The sequence below is a fragment of the Pseudoclavibacter sp. VKM Ac-2867 genome (assembly GCF_015351275.1).
Taxonomy (GTDB): domain Bacteria; phylum Actinomycetota; class Actinomycetes; order Actinomycetales; family Microbacteriaceae; genus Pseudoclavibacter.
Genome location: NZ_JADKSL010000008.1, coordinates 155,295 through 173,689, shown reverse-complemented (window position 1 = coordinate 173,689; position 18,395 = coordinate 155,295). Strand labels below are relative to the sequence as shown.

At 69.9% G+C, this 18,395-nt stretch carries 19 protein-coding genes and 1 pseudogene; 9 read left to right on the top strand and 11 right to left on the bottom strand.

Features of this window, described 5'->3' with window-relative positions:
• The first annotated feature begins 117 nt into the window (after nt 1-117).
• Nucleotides 118-363 carry a hypothetical protein gene (locus ITJ67_RS10140; protein WP_160074429.1) on the top strand — a complete coding sequence of 82 codons (246 nt, stop codon included), beginning with the start codon at nt 118-120 and terminating at the stop codon, nt 361-363.
• A 455-nt stretch (nt 364-818) separates the two neighbouring features.
• Here ITJ67_RS10140 and ITJ67_RS10135 read toward each other — a convergent pair whose 3' ends face one another.
• From ITJ67_RS10135 to ITJ67_RS10125, 3 genes are all read right to left on the bottom strand, one after another.
• Nucleotides 819-1,028 carry a hypothetical protein gene (locus ITJ67_RS10135; protein WP_160074427.1) on the bottom strand — a complete coding sequence of 70 codons (210 nt, stop codon included), beginning with the start codon at nt 1,026-1,028 and terminating at the stop codon, nt 819-821.
• 293 nt (nt 1,029-1,321) lie between these two features.
• Complete coding sequence (locus tag ITJ67_RS10130; RefSeq protein ID WP_194677518.1) at nt 1,322-1,744, bottom strand: hypothetical protein; 423 nt, start codon at nt 1,742-1,744, stop codon at nt 1,322-1,324.
• Nucleotides 1,744-3,051: an alpha/beta fold hydrolase gene (locus tag ITJ67_RS10125; protein WP_323741443.1), complete on the bottom strand. Its 1,308-nt coding sequence runs from the start codon at nt 3,049-3,051 to the stop codon at nt 1,744-1,746. The genes ITJ67_RS10130 and ITJ67_RS10125 overlap by 1 nt, the downstream gene beginning before the upstream one ends.
• A 208-nt stretch (nt 3,052-3,259) precedes the next feature.
• Here ITJ67_RS10125 and ITJ67_RS10120 point away from each other — a divergent pair, with 208 nt between their 5' ends.
• The 5 genes from ITJ67_RS10120 to ITJ67_RS10100 all read left to right on the top strand — a co-directional run bounded on the left by ITJ67_RS10120 (nt 3,260) and on the right by ITJ67_RS10100 (nt 8,034).
• The gene (locus ITJ67_RS10120) at nt 3,260-4,909 is read left to right on the top strand and encodes an ABC-F family ATP-binding cassette domain-containing protein (protein ID WP_194677517.1); all 1,650 of its coding nucleotides are present in this window, start codon (nt 3,260-3,262) and stop codon (nt 4,907-4,909) included.
• A gap of 236 nt (nt 4,910-5,145) precedes the next feature.
• The gene (locus ITJ67_RS10115) at nt 5,146-5,883 is read left to right on the top strand and encodes an MSMEG_4193 family putative phosphomutase (RefSeq protein WP_160074393.1); all 738 of its coding nucleotides are present in this window, start codon (nt 5,146-5,148) and stop codon (nt 5,881-5,883) included.
• Nucleotides 5,884-5,899: 16 nt separating this feature from the next.
• Nucleotides 5,900-6,508: a DUF3090 domain-containing protein gene (locus ITJ67_RS10110; RefSeq protein WP_104241000.1), complete on the top strand. Its 609-nt coding sequence runs from the start codon at nt 5,900-5,902 to the stop codon at nt 6,506-6,508.
• Between the two features lie 110 nt (nt 6,509-6,618).
• On the top strand, nt 6,619-7,362 hold the full coding sequence (locus tag ITJ67_RS10105) for an SCO1664 family protein (RefSeq protein WP_194677542.1): 744 nt from the start codon (nt 6,619-6,621) through the stop codon (nt 7,360-7,362).
• Nucleotides 7,363-7,575: 213 nt separating this feature from the next.
• A complete protein-coding gene (locus ITJ67_RS10100) occupies nt 7,576-8,034 on the top strand; it encodes an SRPBCC family protein (RefSeq protein WP_194677516.1) in 459 nt (152 codons plus the stop codon).
• Between the two features lie 255 nt (nt 8,035-8,289).
• On the opposite strand, the gene ITJ67_RS10095 is transcribed toward ITJ67_RS10100, so the two are convergent.
• Complete coding sequence (locus ITJ67_RS10095; protein WP_160074397.1) at nt 8,290-9,483, bottom strand: zinc-dependent alcohol dehydrogenase; 1,194 nt, start codon at nt 9,481-9,483, stop codon at nt 8,290-8,292.
• Between the two features lie 168 nt (nt 9,484-9,651).
• Here ITJ67_RS10095 and ITJ67_RS10090 point away from each other — a divergent pair, with 168 nt between their 5' ends.
• From ITJ67_RS10090 to ITJ67_RS10080, 3 genes are all read left to right on the top strand, one after another.
• Nucleotides 9,652-10,269 carry a maleylpyruvate isomerase family mycothiol-dependent enzyme gene (locus ITJ67_RS10090; protein WP_160074399.1) on the top strand — a complete coding sequence of 206 codons (618 nt, stop codon included), beginning with the start codon at nt 9,652-9,654 and terminating at the stop codon, nt 10,267-10,269.
• The gene (locus ITJ67_RS10085) at nt 10,266-11,288 is read left to right on the top strand and encodes a carbohydrate kinase family protein (RefSeq protein WP_194677515.1); all 1,023 of its coding nucleotides are present in this window, start codon (nt 10,266-10,268) and stop codon (nt 11,286-11,288) included. The genes ITJ67_RS10090 and ITJ67_RS10085 overlap by 4 nt, the downstream gene beginning before the upstream one ends.
• Nucleotides 11,289-11,555: 267 nt before the next feature.
• Nucleotides 11,556-12,308: a sulfite exporter TauE/SafE family protein gene (locus ITJ67_RS10080; RefSeq protein WP_194677514.1), complete on the top strand. Its 753-nt coding sequence runs from the start codon at nt 11,556-11,558 to the stop codon at nt 12,306-12,308.
• A 77-nt stretch (nt 12,309-12,385) separates the two neighbouring features.
• Here the strand turns inward: ITJ67_RS10080 and ITJ67_RS10075 are convergent, their stop codons facing one another.
• The 7 genes and pseudogenes from ITJ67_RS10075 to ITJ67_RS10045 form a co-directional block, all read right to left on the bottom strand.
• Entirely contained in the window at nt 12,386-12,586 is a 201-nt protein-coding gene (locus tag ITJ67_RS10075) for a hypothetical protein (RefSeq protein WP_160074405.1), read from the bottom strand.
• A 113-nt stretch (nt 12,587-12,699) separates the two neighbouring features.
• A complete protein-coding gene (locus ITJ67_RS10070; protein WP_160074407.1) occupies nt 12,700-13,731 on the bottom strand; it encodes a heme-dependent oxidative N-demethylase family protein in 1,032 nt (343 codons plus the stop codon).
• The gene (locus tag ITJ67_RS10065; protein ID WP_194677513.1) at nt 13,728-14,690 is read right to left on the bottom strand and encodes a PDR/VanB family oxidoreductase; all 963 of its coding nucleotides are present in this window, start codon (nt 14,688-14,690) and stop codon (nt 13,728-13,730) included. Before ITJ67_RS10065 ends, ITJ67_RS10070 begins: the two co-directional genes overlap by 4 nt.
• Nucleotides 14,687-15,559, bottom strand: coding sequence for a dimethylamine monooxygenase subunit DmmA family protein (locus ITJ67_RS10060; RefSeq protein ID WP_194677512.1), 873 nt, complete (start codon nt 15,557-15,559; stop codon nt 14,687-14,689). The genes ITJ67_RS10065 and ITJ67_RS10060 overlap by 4 nt, the downstream gene beginning before the upstream one ends.
• 20 nt (nt 15,560-15,579) lie before the next feature.
• Nucleotides 15,580-15,981 carry a cupin domain-containing protein gene (locus tag ITJ67_RS10055; protein ID WP_104240990.1) on the bottom strand — a complete coding sequence of 134 codons (402 nt, stop codon included), beginning with the start codon at nt 15,979-15,981 and terminating at the stop codon, nt 15,580-15,582.
• Between the two features lie 71 nt (nt 15,982-16,052).
• Nucleotides 16,053-16,370, bottom strand: a pseudogene (locus tag ITJ67_RS10050) (biopolymer transporter Tol); the annotation flags it as partial.
• A gap of 158 nt (nt 16,371-16,528) precedes the next feature.
• Nucleotides 16,529-18,340 (bottom strand): dipeptide ABC transporter ATP-binding protein, encoded by a 1,812-nt coding sequence (locus tag ITJ67_RS10045; protein WP_228502560.1) that lies wholly within the window; start codon nt 18,338-18,340, stop codon nt 16,529-16,531.
• Nucleotides 18,341-18,395 lie beyond the last annotated feature (55 nt).

Genomic DNA, 18,395 nt, shown 5'->3' with positions numbered 1-18,395 from the left:
ATGCGCCCCGCCAACGCTGGCGGGTTGCGCCGCAACGAAACGAAGAATCGCATCACACTCGCAATACCATTCACCCTGCCCGCACCTCGAGTCTCTTGGCGACAAGCCGACGACGACGTGTACGCGGCAACCATCAGCGACGAGTTCGCTGGCTTCATCACGATCGCAGACACCGGCCTGCACACCCTCCAGGGCCCCCAGGGCCAGAGCATCGGCGACTATGGGACCCTCGACGAAGCCCAAGAGGCTCTCTCCGAGGCTCTCTTCCCCGTCGAGCACGACCAATCGGACGTCGCGGCGGCACGTCCCCGGCGCCGCCGGACCGGACGCCGCGCTGCTGCCAACGCCCGCACTGCCGGATAGCAGACCCAGCCAGATGACCTGCCCAGCTGCAAAGCGGGCACATCTGCACAGTGCGTGCATCCGGAGAGCGCGCTTATCTGCACAGTGGGTGCATCCGGAGAGCGGGCCTATCTGCACAGCGGTGCGTCCGGATGGCGCGCCCAGCCGCAAGCGGGCGCACCCGGGCAGCGGGTGCACCCGGATTTCAGGTGCGTCCGGATTTCAGGTGCGTCCGGATTTCGGGTGCATCCGGATTTCGGGCGCGTCCGGCTTTCGGGCGCGTCCGGCTTTCGGGCGCGTCCGGCTAGCGGCCCGGCCGCAAAGTCGGCGCACCCGGCTGGACTGCCCGATGCGGCTGCGTCATCCCGGGCGCTCCAGTCGGGGCTGCCCCGCTCAGCGTCGTGCCGGACGCAATCTCGGACACGTCTCCTCCTGCGCGCTCTCGAGTCTCGCTGTCAGCGAGTGGTTCTGAGCTGCTAGCGGGCCTGATCGTCCGATCCGGTCGGTACCGAGGCGGGCGGTGCCGCTCCGTCAGGCGCGGCCGCCGCTGACGGCACCGAGTTCGGCACCACGGGGTCGGGACGCCAGCCGTGCGCGTGGAAGTGCGTGCTCTCACCGGAGCCGCCTTCGTCTCGCCACCGCTCCTCGCCCTCGGGAACTCCTTCTTCGATGTTGGTGACTCCCATGATCTTCGCCGCCTCACTGCGCTCGGATCCTCGCGGGCGACTGACTGCCGCCCCACTCATCCCAGGGAAGCACTCGAGGCTCCGAACCCCGTGCACGCGAGACGTGGACTTGCCCCGGATCCGCGCAACCGGACATGCGCCGCGACAGCAACGGCAGGCCCATCAGACGAGGCCGGCCAATCCGCCCGGCGAGTCAATCCGCCCGGCAAGTCAGTCAGTCAACACCGCTCGAAACACCGCCACCCACCCGGGGGCGCCGCCATCTGGGCGTGCCGCCCCCCCCCTGATGGCCGCTACTCGAGCACCTCGATCTCGGTGATCTTCGCGGACCACGGGCAGTACACGTCGCTCGTGAGCGTTCCGTCCTCGACGTACTCGGGGAGGCCGTCGCACACCTCCGTCGTGAAGTCCGCGAACTCGAGCGTTGTCGGGTCGATGTGCCACGTCCACGGTTCGTTCACAGACGCGTCGTCGCGCACGATCGTCCCCACAGGAATCGCCGGCACGTCCTCCCCTTCGAGGAGCTTCTGAGCGTGCTCGACGAGGCCAGGAGTCGGAAGCTCGACCTTGTAGCTCTGGTCGACCACCTGGAACGTGGCGACGGCCCGAGAAGGCGTCGCTGGGGATTGCGTCGAGCATCCGCTCACGGCGACAGCTAGCCCGATCGTCGCGGCGAGCGCAAGACCGACAGATGCGGGGCGTGGGAACTCGGGCATCAGGGACCTCCGTTGGTGGGCACATTCTGCTCGAGCCAGCGCTCGAGCTCGGGGAGTGACTCGTAGGCGATAGTTCCGTGGCTTGCTCCGGGCACCGTCACAGCGTGCACTTCGATCCCGATCGATTCCTCGTGGGCGACGAACGCAGCCGTGTCGGCCGGGAGCACAAGCTCGTCGGCGCTTCCCTGCGCGACGAAGAGAGGCGCATCGATTCCCTTGCCCCCGGCAGAGTTGTCGCGCAGGAGAGTTGCCCACGGCTCCGCCGTAGTGGGGTCGTGCAGCGTGAACTCGCCGATGAGCGGCTGCCCGATGTCGTGCAGCTCGGTGAGGCTGCTCATCAGGCACAGCGAGTTCATCTGCGGAACCTTCTCGATTGCGGCCGGAGTGAGGATGCTCGACAAATCTGCGCCCGGCACACTCGCATACACCTCGGCGAACGCCGGGAACGCGTACGAGCCGATCGTGACCCCGGAGATATCGTCCAGGTGCGACCCCATGAGCTTCGTGAGGTCAGCGGCGGGTGCCGCGACGGCCACCGCGGCGATCGTGAGCTCCGGGGCGTAGCTCGGCGCCTCCTGTGCCGCGAAGAGCGCAGCCTGACCGCCCTGCGAGTGCCCCCAGAGCACGACGTCGTCGCCTGCCTCCACTGGGTCGATCTGTTGAGCAGCTCGCACCGAGTCGAGCATGCTGCGCGCCGCCGTCTCCCCCACGAGATAGGAGTCCTTCCCCGCCTGCACGCCCTCCGCAGTGGTGACCCCCATGCCGAGGTAGTCGGTCGCGACGACCGCGTAGCCGCGGTCGAGCATGAGGCGCATCCCCTCGATGCCGATGAACGGATCGAAGGCCCGAGACGGCGCACACGATGGATCCGTGCCGGTCGTCGGATGGCCCCACGCGAGCACCGTGCGCCCGTCTGCAGGGGCCTTGCCGTCCGGGACGATGACGACCCCGGACACGAGCACCGGAGCCCCATCGAGGTCGGTCGACGAGTACAGGATGCGCCAAGCCTGCGAGCCGATCGGGGTCCCGAGCAGCTGCTCGCTGCGCACCAGCGTCCCTGGCTCTGTGGGGACGTCCCCGTCCGGCTGCACGTAGAACGCAGCAAGGTCCCCCTGCTCGATGGTGTCGCCGCTCACCCGCAGCACCTCGGCACCGATGAGAACCGCGGCGACCGCGAGCGCCCCCGTCACGACGAACGCGACGATTCGCTTCGGTGAGCGTGAAGCTGCACGGCCCAGGGTACGAGGCGGCTTCGGTGGCCCTCCACTCGAAGGCTCCTGCGGCAGGTTCGACGGCGTCTCTGCCACTGGCTGTCCTCTCCCGAACGTTCTGCACGGCCCGCGAGCCGGACGCATCCGGAAACAAACGGCAACGCAGCCAGCGGGGGTTCGTCAACTGCGAGTTCAGTGTCGGCCCGGCCACGCACCCGGTCAAGGGGTCGCCGCCAAATGCGGCGGAGGTGCTCGAGCCCGCGAGCCGTCCGCAGGGGCTCCCAGAGTGCGCGAACATAGAGCAATGACCGCAACCCTCGTCGCCAAGGACCTCGCGGGTGGCCACGACCACCGCACGCTCTTCTCGTCCCTCGACCTCGTCGTCGCCCCCGGCGACGTGGTCGGCGTCGTGGGCGCGAACGGAGCGGGCAAGTCGACGCTGCTTCGCCTCCTCGCCGGCATCGACGAGCCCATGGAGGGCAGCGTGTCGCTCGCGCCGGCCGATGCCTTCATCGGCTGGCTCCCCCAGGAGCACGAGCGCGTGTCCGGAGAGACCGTAGCCCAGTACGTCGGCCGCCGAACCGGCACCACCGAAGCCACCGCTGAGATGGATGCGGCAGCCGAGGCCCTCGCCGAGGAGGCGAAACCAGGCGCCCCGGACCCCGGCGAAGTGTACGCCGTCGCCCTCGAGCGCTGGCTCGCGAGCGGAGCCGCTGACCTCGAAGAGCGCCTCCCGGTTGTCCTCGCCGAGCTCGGGCTCGAGCTGAGCGCCGACGCCCTCATGACCTCCCTGTCCGGCGGGCAGGCCGCGAGAGTCGGCCTCGCCGCACTCCTGCTCTCCCGTTTCGACATCGTGCTCCTCGACGAGCCGACCAACGACCTCGACCTCGACGGGCTCGAACGGCTCGAGGCGTTCATCCAAGGCCTCCGCGGTGGCGTCGTCCTCGTGAGCCACGACCGCGAGTTCCTCGCCAGGAGCGTCACCCGCGTGCTGGAACTCGACCTCGCCCAGCACAGCAACCACGTGTACGGCGGCGGGTACGAGGCGTTCCTCGAGGAGCGGGCAACCGCGAAGCGCCACGCGCGGGAAGAGTACGAAGAGTTCGCAGATAAGAAGGCGGACCTCGTCGGGCGAGCCAGGACGCAGCGCGAATGGTCGAGCCAGGGCGTGCGCAACGCCATGCGCAAGGCACCGGACAACGACAAGATCCGGCGGAAAGCGGCCACGGAGTCGAGCGAGAAGCAGGCGCAGAAGGTGCGCCAGATGGAGAGCCGGATCGCGCGCCTCGATGAGGTCGAGGAGCCGCGCAAGGAATGGCAGCTGCAGTTCACGATCGGCACGGCTCCGCGTTCCAGCTCCGTGGTCTCGACGCTCTCTCGCGCCGAGCTGCACCTCGGGAGCTTCACGTTCGGGCCCGTCTCCGTGCAGGTCGACGCCGGTGACCGCATCGGCATCACCGGCCCGAACGGCGCGGGGAAATCAACCCTCCTCCGCCTGCTGCTCGGGCACATCCAGCCGGACTCGGGAACCGCGAGCCTCGGCTCCAGTGTCGCCCTCGGTGAGATCGACCAGGCAAGGGCAGCCCTCACCGGGCCAGCACCGATCGCGGAGCAGTTCGAAGCCCAGGTGCCCGACTGGCCAACCGCCGAGGTGCGCACCCTGCTCGCCAAGTTCGGCCTCAAGGCCGACCATGTCGGACGCCGCGCCGACGAACTCTCCCCCGGCGAACGAACCCGGGCGGGGCTCGCGCTCCTCCAAGCCCGGGGCGTCAACCTGCTGGTGCTCGACGAGCCGACCAACCACCTCGACCTCGTCGCCATCGAGCAGCTCGAGCAGGCCCTCGAGAGCTACGAGGGCACCCTCCTCCTCGTCACGCACGACCGGCGGATGCTCGAGACCGTGCAGCTCAACCGGGCCTGGCACGTCGAGGGCGGTCAGCTCACGGAACGGTGACGGTCGAGGCGGCGCACGGGTGGGCTCGGGCGGCGTCGGGTCGAGTCGGGTTGGGTTGGTCTAGTCGGGTCGGGCAGAGGCGTGTCCGGACGAGGGACCCTCACGACGACTGACCCCCCGGACGCAGGAGCCTCCGGACACGGCTCCCTCCCGAAGCAGGACCCTCCCGAAGCGCGCGGCTCAGACCTGGACGCCCGCACGGCTCCCGTCGCCGCGTAGGTCCTAGGCTGTGCCGCATGGCCACCGTCATCCTCGTCCGACACGGACGCACCACAGCGAACGCGAGCGGGCTGCTCGCGGGGCGCACCCCCGGAGTCCTCCTCGACGAGACCGGCCGCACACAGGCCGCAGCGACCGGGGCTCGCCTCGCCGCCGTGCCCCTGGCGCGACTCGTCACGAGCCCCCTCGAGCGCTGCCTCGAGACCGCTGCAGCCATTCGCGCGCAGCAGCCGACCGCACCGTTCACGGATGCGCATCTGGAGCCGGCCCTCGACCTCGTGGACGACGACCTCACCGAGTGCGGCTACGGCGCCTGGCAGAACCGGAAGCTCGCCGACCTCGCCAAGGAGGAGCTGTGGGCGAGCGTCCAGACGCAGCCCTCCGCCGTCACCTTCCCCGACGGGGAATCGATGGCCACCATGCAGTCTCGGGCAGTCGCTGCCGTGCGCCGCCACGACGCGGAGGTCGAGCGCGAGTTCGGACCCGGCGCCGTGTGGGTCGCAGTGAGCCACGGCGACATCATCAAGTCGATCCTCGCCGACGCCCTCGGCATGCACCTCGACCTGTTCCAGCGCCTCGCGGTCGGCCCCGCCTCCACCTCGATCATCAGTTACGGCAAGGCGCGCCCGAGCGTCCCCATCATCAACTCCGACGCTGGCGACCTCACCTGGCTCGTCCCGGCCCAGACTTCCCCGGATGGCGGGTCCCACACGGGCGACGCGACCGTCGGCGGCGGCGCGGGCAGAGCGTCCTGAGCATAGGCTTGAGACCATGACGACCCTCGTGCACGAATTCGACTGGCCGGACCGATTCATCGTCGGCACGCTCGGCAAGCCCGGCGAGCGCACCTTCTACCTGCAGGCCCGCGACGGCGCCCGCGTCATCAGCGTCATCCTCGAGAAGGAGCAGTCGGCGCTGCTCGCCGAGAAGGTCGACGAGATCCTCGACCAGCTGATGCTCGAAGACGGGAACCGCTACAGCGTCCCCAGCTCGACCCCCATCGAGCTCATCGACGAGGAACCGCTCGACACGCCCGTCGATGGTCGCTTCCGCGTGGGAACCATCGGCCTCGGCTGGGAGCCAGCGACCGCGCAGGTCATCCTCGAGGTCATTCCCGTGGTCGAGGTCGAACTGGAGATCGACGCCGATGCGGACACCGAGGCCCTCGAGGCCGAGCTCGCCCGCATGGCGGGCCTCGACGAGCTCGTCGAAGCCGTCGAGCCGGAAGAGCTGCTGCGCGTGCGCATCCCCGTCGGCTCAGCGCGGGCCTTCGCGAAGCGCACCCTCGAGATCGTGGGCGCCGGCCGGTCGCTCTGCCCGCGCTGCGGCCTCCCCAAGGACCCCGAAGGCCACGACTGCCCGGCCGACGACGGCCTGTGACCGACCCAGAACCGAACACTGACGTGGCGCACGATGACACGCCCGACGACGGGACCTCGTCGGTTGAGACGACACCGTCCGGGCCGACCCTCGAGCTCACCGCGAGGCTGATGGGCGCCTCCAACGCCTCCTTCGTCGGGAACTACACAGCGCCCGGCGAGGAACCCGTCGAAGTCGTCTACAAGCCCTCACAGGGCGAGCGCCCGCTGTGGGACTTCCCGAACAACGACCTCGCCAAGCGAGAGGTCGCCGCCTACCTCGTCTCCGAGAGCCTCGGCTGGAACATCGTGCCCCGCACCTGGCTCGGCGACGGCCAGTTCGGGCCAGGCATGCTGCAGCTGTGGCAGGACATCGATGAGGCTCAGGATGCCGTCGACCTCGTCGACGCCTCCGAGGTGCCCGACACCGGATGGCGGACCGTGCTCACGGGCGAGGACGAGACCGGTCGCGAGGTCGTCCTCGTGCACGAGGACTCCCAGACCATGCGCCACATGGCGATCTTCGACGCCATCGTGAACAACGCGGACCGCAAGGGCGGACACGTCCTCGCCATGGCAGACGGCCACCGCTACGGTGTCGACCACGGCCTCTCCTTCCACGCCGAACCGAAACTGCGCACCGTGCTCTGGGGGTGGGTCGGCGAGGCGTTCACGAGCGATGAGCTGGCAAGCATCCGGAAGCTCCGGGCCGCACTCGACGACAAACGCGACTCCGGGCTCGGGGCGCGGCTGGCCGAGCTGCTGTCCGACATCGAGCTCCACGAGCTCGCAGCCCGCATCGACCGCCTGGTCCAGGACGGCGAGTTCCCCGCCCCGGAAGGCGACATGCCCGCCGCTCCCTGGCCGCTCTTCTGACCGGACGCTCCGGACGCATCGACCGGCCCGGACGTGCTGGACGCTCCGGACGCGCTGAGGCGCTCTGGACGCTCTGGACGCTCTGGACGCTCTGGACGCTCTGGACGCTCTGAGGCGACTCCAAACCGTGGAGCCTAGCCTGCTGCCAGCTCGGCTCGCACGCTGACGAATCTGCAGCTGCCCTCGAGTCGACAGACGCAGAGGAGAGACGCCATGACCAGTCCGGAAGCCGTCGCCCAACCCGAATTCACCCTGCACAGCAGCGTCGGGGCTCCCCGCGAGCGCGTTTGGCGCGCGTGGACCGACCCAGACGAGCTCACCCTCTGGCATCACCCGGCCGGGGTCTCGACGCCGCGGGACTCCATCGCCGTCGACGTGCGCGAGGGCGGCACCTACCGGTACACGATGGTGAACGACGAGGACGGTGCGGAGTATCCGACGGCAGGCACCTATCTCCTCGTCTCGGAACCCGACCGGCTCGCCTTCACGTGGGCCTCCCCCGACGACGACCCCGCCGAGTCCCCCGTCGTGACCGTCGACTTCACCGCGAGCGGCGACGAGACCGAGCTCGCGCTGCACGTGCGAGGCATCGCGGGCGAGCCGGGTGATGACAACGTCTACGATGGCTGGACCCAGGCCCTCGAGAACCTCGCCAGCCACGTTGCTCGCTGACAGATCAAGCGCTGCAGCGCGCGAGGGAGATCTTCCGTGCGCCGACCAGGCGCCCGCACGGGACGCCTGGTCGGCCTTGCGAGACGCGCAGCGACTGGCAGCCCGTGATCTCTGCCAGCCCGTGATCCACCAGCCCGTGATCTGCCAGCCCCTCATCCGCCCGCCGCGGTGCGTCAGCCTCGCTGCATCAGCCGACGTGCGTCAGCCGCACGGGTTCACCGTCATGCGTCAGCCGCACGGGTTCACCGTCGTACGTCAGCCGCGCGGCTTCAGGACGACCTTGATGCACCCATCCGCCTTCTTCTGGAACACCTCGTACATGCGGGGCGCGTCCTCGAGCGGCATACGGTGCGTGACGAGGTCCTCGGTGCCGAGCGGATCGCTGCGGTCCTCGACGAGTGGAAGCAGCTCGGGGATCCACCGCTGCACGTTGCACTGGCCCATGCGCAGCGTCAGCTGCTTGTCGAACATCGTCATGAGCGGCATCGGGTCGGCCGTTCCCGCGTACACCCCACTGAGCGAGACCGTCCCGCCGCGGCGCACCGCGTCGATGGCCAGCATGACGGCGGACAGACGGTCGACGCCGACCGTCTCGATGACCTTCTTGGCGAGCGCATCCGGGAGGAGCCCCGCGCCCTTCTGCGCGATCTCCGCGATCCCGCTGCCGTCACCGGCACCGTGCGCCTCCAACCCAACCGCATCCACGACTGAATCGGGGCCTCGCCCCTCGGTTGCCGCGCGGAGGGACTCCGCGGTCTGCGAGTCGTAGTCGAAGACCTCGACCCCGTAGCGCTCCGCGAGCGCGCGACGCTCGGGCACCGGGTCGACGCCCAGCACCCGGTAGCCGAGGTGCTTCCCGATGCGTGCCGCGAACTGGCCGACCGGTCCGAGCCCGAGGACAGCGAGGGTTCCGCCCGCCGGGACGTTCGCGTATTGGACGCCCTGCCAGGCCGTGGGGAGGATGTCGCTGAGGAACAGGTACCGCTCGTCGGACAGCTCGTGGCCGACCTTGATGGCGTTGTTGTCGGCCAGGCGCACGCGCAGGTACTCCGCCTGCCCGCCTGGCACCGACCCGTAGAGCTCCGTGTAGCCGTACAGCTCGGCACCGGTGCCCTGATCGGTGTTCTGGGTCACCTCGCACTGCGTGGAGAGGCCGGAATGACAGGCGACGCAGTCGCCGCAGGCGATCACGAACGGCACGACCACCCGGTCGCCGACGCTGAGCTTCGTCACCCCGTCGCCGACCTCCTCGACGATGCCCATCGTCTCGTGGCCGAGGATGTCGCCCTTCGCGAGGAACGGCCCGAAGACGCTGTACAGGTGCAGGTCGGAGCCGCAGATCGCGGCCGAGGTGACGCGGATGATCGCGTCCCCCGTCTCTTGGATCAGGGGCTTCGGGACCGTCTCGACGGTGACCTTGCCGGTCGACTGCCAGGTGAGTGCGCGCATGAGGATTCCTCTCTTCGCGGGAGAACGGACGCCTGCCTCGAGCGGGCGCCCGGAGATCCCTGGGTTCGCCCCGAGGCTACGGACCGGCGCCTCTGCGCCGCGCGGGGTTGACTTCCCAGCCGCGCCTGCGGCTCGCCGAGAGCTCGCCGAGGCGGTAGCGTCGTGCACGTGAGTCGATCGGGAGCGCCCTGGAGCGTCGTGCACGCGGAGCGCGAGGCGCTCATCGCGGACCTCGAGCAGCTCGACGAGAGCGCCTGGGCGACCCCCTCCCTCTGCACGGGGTGGACGGTGCATGACGTGCTCGCGCACCTGGTGAACGACGCGAAGACGACGCCGTTCAGCTTCGTCACGCAGCTCGCGTCGGCGCGCTTCGACTTCGACGCCCTCAACCAGCGCGGCATGGAGGCCGAGCGGCAGGAGCATCCGCGCGACACGCTCGAGCGCTTCCGAGCCGCCGCCGGCCGCACGTCGAGCGCGCCGACACCGGCCGCAACTCGCTACGTGGAAGCGTTCGTGCACGGCGAGGACATCCGCAGGCCCCTCGGCATCACCCACACGTACCCGCGCTCGGCGGTGCTCGAGGCGATCTCTCACCAGCGCAAGACGCCCGTCGCCATGGGCGGCGGCCGGGAGCTCGCCGCCAACCGCATGCTCGTCGCGATCGACGCGGGTGCCACACCAGACCGATCGCTGACACTCGGCCACGGGCCGGCCGTCAGGGGAACAGCCATCGACCTGCTCATGTGGCTGAGCGGTCGCGACATCGCACCGGAGGCGATCTCATGAACCAGCGGGAACCATCCACCGACCACGCAGCACCCAGGTCCAAGCGCCACGACAGGTCCGAGAGCCACGACTCCGCTGGTCACCTCGCGAGCACCCTCGTGCTGGGTGAGGCACTCGTCGACCTCCTACCTGGAGACGCCGACTCCCCGGACGGGCGCGCCCTGCCGGGCGGTTCCCCCATGAACGTCGCCGTGGGACTCGCGCGTCTCGGCCACCCCTCCCAGCTCGCCGCGCGCCTCGCCGATGACCAGCACGGGCGCCTCGTGCTCGCACACCTCGAGGAGTCCGGCGTCGCGCTTGTCGACGGAGCACTCGACGGCGAGCGCACCTCAACTGCGAGGGCCACCCTCGACGCGCACGGCAGCGCCAGCTACGAGTTCGACCTCGACTTCTCGCTGCCGACGCCGCACCTCGATGGCGTCGACGTGCTCCACACCGGATCGATCGGCGCGGTCGTCGACCCCGGCGGTGCCGTCGTCCGTGCGTCCTTCGCCGAGGCAAGAGCGCGCGGAAGCGTCCTCACGAGCTACGACCCGAACGTGCGCGCGGCCATCATGGGCGACCGCGAGACGGTGCTCGAGCGCGTCGAAGCCCTCGCCTCGCTCAGCCACGTCGTGAAGCTGAGCGACGAAGACGCCGAGTGGCTGTACCCGGGCGTCTCCCCCTCCGAGGTGCTGCGGCGCTTCACGACGCTCGGAGCGCGCCTCGCCGTCATGACCCGCGGCGGTGAGGGCGCACTCGCGCGCACGTCACGGCGTGAGCTCACCGTCGAGGCTCCGCCCGTCCGCGTCGTCGACACCGTCGGCGCTGGCGATGCCTTCATGTCCGGACTCCTGCACGCCGTTTCCGCCGCGACCGTCCGCGACGCGCTCGTCGAAGGCCTCGATGAAGATTCGTGGGCGGATGCGGCTCTCGCGACCGCCGCACGCAGCGCGGCAGTCACCGTGGCGCGTGCGGGCGCCAACCCGCCCTGGCCGCGAGAGCTCGCCGGCGAGGAGACAACGCCCCAACTCGGCTAGGGTGCCCGGGTCCGAGCCTCGGGAATCCGAGCCTCGGGGATCCGGCGCTCGGGGATCAAGCGATCGGGGATCCGGCGCTCAGGATCCGATGCTCAGCGACGCACCCAGGGGTGACGGCGGAGCGACCGCGAACGGGCACAGGGGCGACGGACGCAGGTCACAGGCGGGTGGCGACAGGCGCGGGCCAAGAGACACCGACCGGCAGGTGCCGAGCGCTCCGTTGTCGTCACGACAGGACAAAACCGAGTTCGGGCCTAGACTTTTCTGATGCTCGAGCTGCTCCCCCAACTCCCCACGTACGCCTGGGTGCTGCTCGCCGTCGCCGCGTTCGCCGTCGGCGTCTCGAAGACCGCCCTGCCGGGAGTCACGACGCTCTCCGTCGCGACCTTCGCCGCGGTCCTCCCCGCCAAGCAGTCGACCGGGGCGCTGCTTGTGCTCCTCATCGTCGGCGACATGTTCGCCCTGTGGACGTACCGCCGCCATGCTGACTGGCCGACGCTCGTCAAGCTCATCCCGGCCGTCGCCGTTGGCCTTCTCGCCGGTGCCGCGTTCCTCGCGTTCGCCGACGACAGCTGGGTTCGCCGGGTCATCGGCATCATCCTGCTCATCCTCGTCACGATCACCGTGTGGCGCCGCTACCGCACCCCGGAGACGCCGAGCGATCGAGCCGCGAAGATCGCCCGCGCGGGGTACGGCTCGCTCGGCGGGTTCACGACCATGGTCGCCAACGCCGGCGGCCCGGTCATGGCGATGTACTTCCTCGCCGCGAAGTTCCCCGTCAAGGCCTTCCTGGGGACGGCCGCCTGGTTCTTCGCGATCGTCAACATCGCGAAGCTGCCGTTCTCGATCGGCCTCGGGCTCATCACTCCGGGCACCCTCGCACTCGACCTGCTCCTCGTCCCACTCCTCATCGGCGGGGCCTTCCTCGGGCGCTGGCTCGCACCCCGCCTGAGCCAGAAGGTGTTCGACCGCATCGTGCTCGTGCTCACGGTCGCCGGTGCTGTCTACTTGCTCGTCTGAGGTCTGAGAGCGCTGCTCGCCGGGGAACGCTGCTCGACCGTGATCGTGCCTCGCCTCCGGCGACCAGCCCACACCTGCTAGGGCGAGCGCCGGAAGAACGCCTTCAAGCGTGACACGTGGCGGTCGGTGAACTCGTTCGAGAGCTTCATGGTCTCGGCGGTCAGGTCGCCGCCGGACATGATCGACCGGAGCGTCGCCTCGGCGCGCTCCTGCTGGGTGGGCGCTGGCGGCTCAGTCGCGTCGGCGAGCTCGGACGGGACCTGGTCAGCATCAGCCATGACGACAGGCTACACAGCACCTCGACCCCACCCGCGTGCGGATGCGAGGCACCGAGCCACGAGCGCCGGGTGACCGGCACCGGCAGTCAGCAATTGGCAACGCAGCTAGGCAGCTAGGCAGCCCCTGCGGCCTCGCCATCGCAGGCTCCGCCGAACTCCCGCAGCCAGCGGATGCCCACCTCGCGTGTGCGGCTGACGCCCTTGTACTCGGCCATGTCCTCCGGAAGCTCCTCGAGCACATCCGCCGTCCGCTTCGCCCACTCCGGCACCGTCGCGAGCGCCGCGAACGGCAGCAGGTAGCTGCGGATCAGGAACATGATGGCGTTCGACTCGGGCAAACGGATGAGGTGCTGCACCTCGGTTCGCAGGTGGAGTCGCGTGCCGACGTCAGCGAGCGGCCCATCGACGAGCGAGGTCCTATCCGGCCCCCACTCGGGGTACGTCTCCGTCGAGGTGTCCAGCTTCCCATCCACGGTCAGGGTCCAGTTCGTGCGCCGGTAGCTCTGACCAGGCTCGAGCCGCATGAGAAACGCCTGGGCCCGCGGGATGATCCCCTCGTCGTGTACGCGAGGCACCGGCCCGTGGATCTCGAGGAACGACATGCCCACATCGAAGCCGAACGACCAGTCCGCGGCGAACGTCACGAGCCCGGCATCGGCCCAGAGCTCATCGTCGCGCTGGTCGAGGAGCACGACGTCCTCCTGCATCTGCTGGCCGATGAACCCCAAGGGTCCCTCCGGTATCGAGGAGGACTCACCGACGGCGAAGCAGCGGTCAATGCCGAGGAGTCCGTTGTGCCAGTGCCAGCCCCCACCCTCACGCGTGAGGCTCATGTGCTCTGGGTAGGCCTCGGAGAGCCGCTCCATGAGCACGAACATCGCATCCCACGCGGCGGGCACCATGTGCGGCAGGCACTGCAGTCGCGAGGGGTCGGCGCTGAGGATGCGGGCCCGCTCAGCGAGCTCGCCGCGGTAGGCGTGGTCGATGTCGACCGGATGCTCACCCCAAGATCCGACCGGCGTCGCGCGGGGCACCGAGGCGGGCTCCACGTTCGTGCTGTATCGGTAGGTCTCCTTGGGGAACGGGAAGGGGAATCCGGCGACGGCGACCGAAGGGTCGACCTCGCGGGCGGCGAATGCGGTCACAGTTCAAGCTCCAGGATCTGGCCTCTCGGGCGGGAGACGCACGGCATGAGGCAGTCGCCGCGGCCCTTCTCCTCTTCGGTGAGGAAGCTGTCGCGGTGCTCGATGCCGGCCGTCTCCGCGCCGCGCGCCGGTCGGACGCCGACGCGACACTCCCCGCAGACACCCTGCCTGCAGAGGTTCGGCACCGGAACGTTCTCGGCGAGCAGGGCGTCGAGGAGCGTCGTGCCCGACTCGACGCGGATCGTCCGACCGAGGCCCAGGAGCCGCGCGTCGAAGGCCTCGCCTGGCTCGAGTTCTGGAGCGGTGAAGGCCTCAGCATGAACGCGCGCCGCTGGCCACCCGGCGGAGAGCGCCGCGTCGCGGACAGCGTCGATCATGGCCACCGGCCCGCACACGTAGAGGTGGGCGCCGAGGGGCTGCTCGAGGAGCGCCTCCTCGAGGTGCCCGCTCAACGCGGTTCTGCTGCCGCACACGGTGAGACGCCCGCCGCTGAGGCGCTCCAGCTCCTCACGGTGTGCACCCCCGCCGGCGCCGAACGCGTAGACCACTTCGAAGGAGCGACCCCACTCGGCCGCCGCCCTCGCGTGGGACAGGATCGGCGTGACACCGATGCCGCCCGCGACGAGCAGGTGATGGCGGGCGGACAGCACGGGCGGGAACGCACTCGAGGGCACGCTGACTGTGACGGGGTCGCCGATCCCGCGATCGTGCATCCACTGCGACCCGCCCCGCCCGCGGTCGTCGAGCCGGACCGAGACGGAGTAGTGGTCGGGGCGGCGACCGGGGCCGGTCAGCGAGTAGGAATTGCGCGATCCGTCGCCGAGCTGCACCGCGATGCTGCTCCCCGGCACGAATGACGGCAGCACGCGGCCCGCCGGGTCCCGCAGCTCGATGGCCCGGACGCCGACGCAGAGCTCGCTGATTCCAGCGACGACCAGGTCGAGGACGGCGCCGCTCACGCGAGGGCCAGTTCTGAGCGCTCACGCGTGACGGGGCGTCGACCAGCCGAGGGGTGCTCGGCTGGGCCCTGCCCTGCAGGAATCTGCTGGCCGGGGTCCTGCTCGGTGCGCCCCTGCTCGGCTGGCTCCTGCTCGGCGCCGGCGAAGTACCCCAGGTAGGCACCCTGGCGACGCGAATAGTGGTGGTACACCGTGAGCGCGATGCCGCATCCCCCGCAGGACACCAGCTCGGACGGCTCGGACGGCTGCGCCGAATTCGCCGGACCACGTGCGTGCGGCGCCGTCGTACGCGTCTTCGCGTGGCAGTGACCGCAGTACACCGTCACCTGCGCGTCGCTCTGTCCGGGAGGTGCCAGCACGAACTCGATCTCCTCATCGAGGACACCCGCCTCATGCAGGATCGCCCGCAGCGCACCGACAGCGGCCTCGTCGCCACCGACGCGGAATCGCCACCCGGTCCTGGCTCGTGCGAGCCCGGCATCAATCCGTGCTCGGGATGCGGGCGAGGCCACATCGCCGAGCACGACGACGATGCCGGCAATGGAACGAGAAGCGTCGTCGAGATCTCCCGCACGGCGAGTTCCGGTGTCCGCGTCGCCGTCAGCATCGCTCTCGGGATGGCGGTCGGCGGCGGGATCAGCACGAGCACCAGCACCAGCACGAGCACGAGCACGAGCACGAGCGTCACCCGCCTTGTCGACGAGGAACGTGATGCGGCGGGCGCGAGCGTCCTCACCGAGGTCGGGATCCGCGTCCCTGCTGCTCCCCGCGGCCAGCAGCCGCCGCCAGCGAGCCGAGCTCGTCGCGGCCAAACTCACCCCCGGGGCGACCTCGGTCGTGACCGCTTCAGCGCCCGCCACCGGTTCCACGGCTGTCGCCTCCATCATGGTCAGGGCGCGACGGAGCGGTGGCCGACGTAGAACGCGAGCGCCGAATCCTCGGTGCTGAAGAGGATGCGCGATCCCTTCGGGAAGAAGATCGCGTCCCGCGGGCCCGCGAACGAGACCTGCCCCGTGTCGACGTTCTCGAGGCGGAACGTGCCGGAGAGCACGACCTTCATCTCGTCGTAGTCGTAGAAGTAGTCGAGCGGCGCATCGGTGTGGTTCAACGCGAAGTAGCCCGCCGACATGGCGGATCCGTCGGGGTTCGAGTAGACGTCCGCGATGTAGCCATCGGTGCCCGGGTACTGCTCAAGCGGCATCCGGGGCAGCTCGGACCAGAAGTCCGGGGTCACCCGGAACGGCGGTACGGCGGTGGTAACGGCGTCGACGCTCAGGAATTCAGTGCTCATGAACCAAGTATCGAGTGAACACAGTTTCCCACGTGTAAACAGTGGTGGTCGATCGTGTGGCGGTCGGGCCATCAGCCTCCGGACGCGTCGAGGGAGTCGAGAGCCTCGAGATCCGAGAGCGCCTGCCGGGCGCGCTGCAGGCGCGCCTCCTCCGGCTCGTCCCACCAGCGTGGTCCGCGCTCCCCGAGCCCGTGCTTCGCAAGGCCGACCCTGGTCCGAGCTGCGGCCACCGCGGCATCGTCACCGCGGCGCTTCGCAGCGCCGACCCCGGACCGGCCGCGCCCGAGATGCGACTTCAGGCGCTCCACCACATCCGCGGGCAGGGCCGGGTCGGTGCGCCGCCAGCGACGACCCTTGACGACAAGCCACCGCTCGTCGTCCTGCGCAGCAGCGCCACCATCCTGCGTGTCGCCGCCCCGCCCGCCGTCGCCGCCCCGCGCAGCGCCAGAATTCCGCGCAGCGTCGCCGTACTGCGCAGGAGCGCCGTGCCTCGCAGCGCCACGGCCTCCGCGGCTCTCGTCTCCGTCGTCGCCCATGGGCGCCGAGCCTATGCGGCGTGCGAGCTCCCGTGCCCGGGGATGGCGTCGATGAGCTTCCGGGTGTACGGCTCCTGCGGTTTCATGAGGATGTCCCCGGTCTTCCCGAGCTCGACGAGCACCCCGTCCTTCATGACGGCGACCCGGTCGGAGATCTGCGCGACGACTGCGAGGTCGTGCGTGATGAACAGGTAGGTGAGGTCGTTCTCCTGCTGGAGCTCGGTGAGCAGGTCGAGGATCTGCGCCTGCACCGAGACATCCAGCGCCGAGACGGCCTCATCGAGGACGATGAACTCAGGTTCGAGGGCGAGCGCCCTCGCGATCGCCACGCGCTGGCGCTGGCCGCCGGAGAGCTCGTCGGGCCCGCGATTGAGGAACAGCTGCGGCAGCGCGACCTGGTCGAGAAGCTCCCGCACTCGCTTCGCCCGGGACTTCGAGTCGCCGAGCTTGAACGAGACGAGCGGCTCCGCGATGAGCTGCTCGATCGAGAAGCGCGGGTTGAGCGAGGCGTACGGGCTCTGGTAGACCATCTGGAACCTGCGGCGCAGCGCCCGCAGGCGCTCCCCCTCGAGGTCGGTGATGTCCTGGTCGTCGAAGACGATTCGGCCGGAGGTGGGCTTCTCGAGGCGCAGCACGAGCCGCGCGGTCGTGCTCTTCCCCGACCCCGACTCCCCGACCACCGCGAGCGTCTCGCCGCGGTGCAGGTCGAAGCTCATGTTGTCGACGGCCGTCAGGCTCTTCTTGCCGCCGCGCCCACCGGGCAGGGCGAACTCCTTCGTGAGGTTCTCGACCCGCAGGAGCGGCGAGCTGATGTCGGGAACGCCGGCACGCGCATCCGCGGCCTGTCCGCTCGCTGCCCTCGTGGCCGTTTCCGTCACCGCGCCTGCAGCCCTGCCGGTCGCCTTGTCCGTCACGAGCACGGTGCGCGCCTCGTGGCTGTGGAGGCTGGGCGCCGCGCGCAGGAGCTTCTTCGTGTAGTCGTGCTGCGGGCGGAGCATGACGTCGTCAGCGGTACCCGTCTCGACGATCTCCCCCTTGCGCATGACGATGATGCGGTCGGCGCGGTCGGCTGCGACCCCGAGGTCGTGCGTGATCATGAGCACCGCGGTGCCCAGCTCCTGCACGAGAGAGTCGATGTGGTCGAGGATCTGCTTCTGCACCGTCACGTCGAGCGCGCTCGTCGGCTCATCGGCGATGACCATCTCGGGCTGACCAGCGAGCGCCGTCGCGATGAGCGCGCGCTGCTTCATGCCGCCGGAGAACTCGTGCGGGTACTGCTGCGCGCGGGCGGCGGGCTCGGTGAGCCCCGCCATGTCGAGCAGGCGCACCGCCTCGGCGTGCGCGTCCTTCCGGCTCGCGAGCCCGTGGATGAGCAGCGGCTCCGCGACCTGCGCGCCGACCTTCGTCGTCGGGTTGAGCGACAGGGCCGGGTCCTGCGGGACGAGCCCGATGCGGCGACCGCGGATGCCGCGCCACTGCGCGTCGCTGAACCCCTGGATGGGCTCACCGTCGAACTTGATCTCACCCGAGGTCACCGCCGCGTTGGGCGCGAGCAGGTTGATGAGCGCGTGCGCGACGGTGCTCTTGCCGGAGCCCGACTCCCCCACGACCGCGAGGACCTCCCCCGCGTACAGCTCGAAGGAGACACCGCGGACCGCGTCGACGGCGCGGCCGCCGATGCCGTAGGAGATGCAGAGGTCGCGCACGGAGAGGAGCATGGGCCTCCCGACCTTGTCGTCATTCGCCACCAGATCGGGCTGGAGAGCCTCGGCTCGCCCCGCCGCCTCGGCCAGTTCTTCGGCCTGGAGCTGCTGTTGCGTCATTCGCTGGTCCATTCTCACACCTCGTCGTGTTGGATTGGTTGCTCTGGGTGCTCGT

What these genes read in the sequence shown, in the direction of transcription:
- ITJ67_RS10135 (WP_160074427.1), bottom strand. Translation starts at nt 1,028, where the DNA reads ATGGGAGTCACCAACATCGAAGAAGGAGTTCCCGAGGGCGAGGAGCGG.
- ITJ67_RS10130 (WP_194677518.1), bottom strand. Translation starts at nt 1,744, where the DNA reads ATGCCCGAGTTCCCACGCCCCGCATCTGTCGGTCTTGCGCTCGCCGCG.
- ITJ67_RS10120 (WP_194677517.1), top strand. Translation starts at nt 3,260, where the DNA reads ATGACCGCAACCCTCGTCGCCAAGGACCTCGCGGGTGGCCACGACCAC.
- ITJ67_RS10115 (WP_160074393.1), top strand. Translation starts at nt 5,146, where the DNA reads ATGGCCACCGTCATCCTCGTCCGACACGGACGCACCACAGCGAACGCG.
- ITJ67_RS10110 (WP_104241000.1), top strand. Translation starts at nt 5,900, where the DNA reads ATGACGACCCTCGTGCACGAATTCGACTGGCCGGACCGATTCATCGTC.
- ITJ67_RS10105 (WP_194677542.1), top strand. Translation starts at nt 6,619, where the DNA reads ATGGGCGCCTCCAACGCCTCCTTCGTCGGGAACTACACAGCGCCCGGC.
- ITJ67_RS10100 (WP_194677516.1), top strand. Translation starts at nt 7,576, where the DNA reads ATGACCAGTCCGGAAGCCGTCGCCCAACCCGAATTCACCCTGCACAGC.
- ITJ67_RS10095 (WP_160074397.1), bottom strand. Translation starts at nt 9,483, where the DNA reads ATGCGCGCACTCACCTGGCAGTCGACCGGCAAGGTCACCGTCGAGACG.
- ITJ67_RS10085 (WP_194677515.1), top strand. Translation starts at nt 10,266, where the DNA reads ATGAACCAGCGGGAACCATCCACCGACCACGCAGCACCCAGGTCCAAG.
- ITJ67_RS10080 (WP_194677514.1), top strand. Translation starts at nt 11,556, where the DNA reads ATGCTCGAGCTGCTCCCCCAACTCCCCACGTACGCCTGGGTGCTGCTC.
- ITJ67_RS10075 (WP_160074405.1), bottom strand. Translation starts at nt 12,586, where the DNA reads ATGGCTGATGCTGACCAGGTCCCGTCCGAGCTCGCCGACGCGACTGAG.
- ITJ67_RS10055 (WP_104240990.1), bottom strand. Translation starts at nt 15,981, where the DNA reads ATGAGCACTGAATTCCTGAGCGTCGACGCCGTTACCACCGCCGTACCG.
- ITJ67_RS10045 (WP_228502560.1), bottom strand. Translation starts at nt 18,340, where the DNA reads ATGACGCAACAGCAGCTCCAGGCCGAAGAACTGGCCGAGGCGGCGGGG.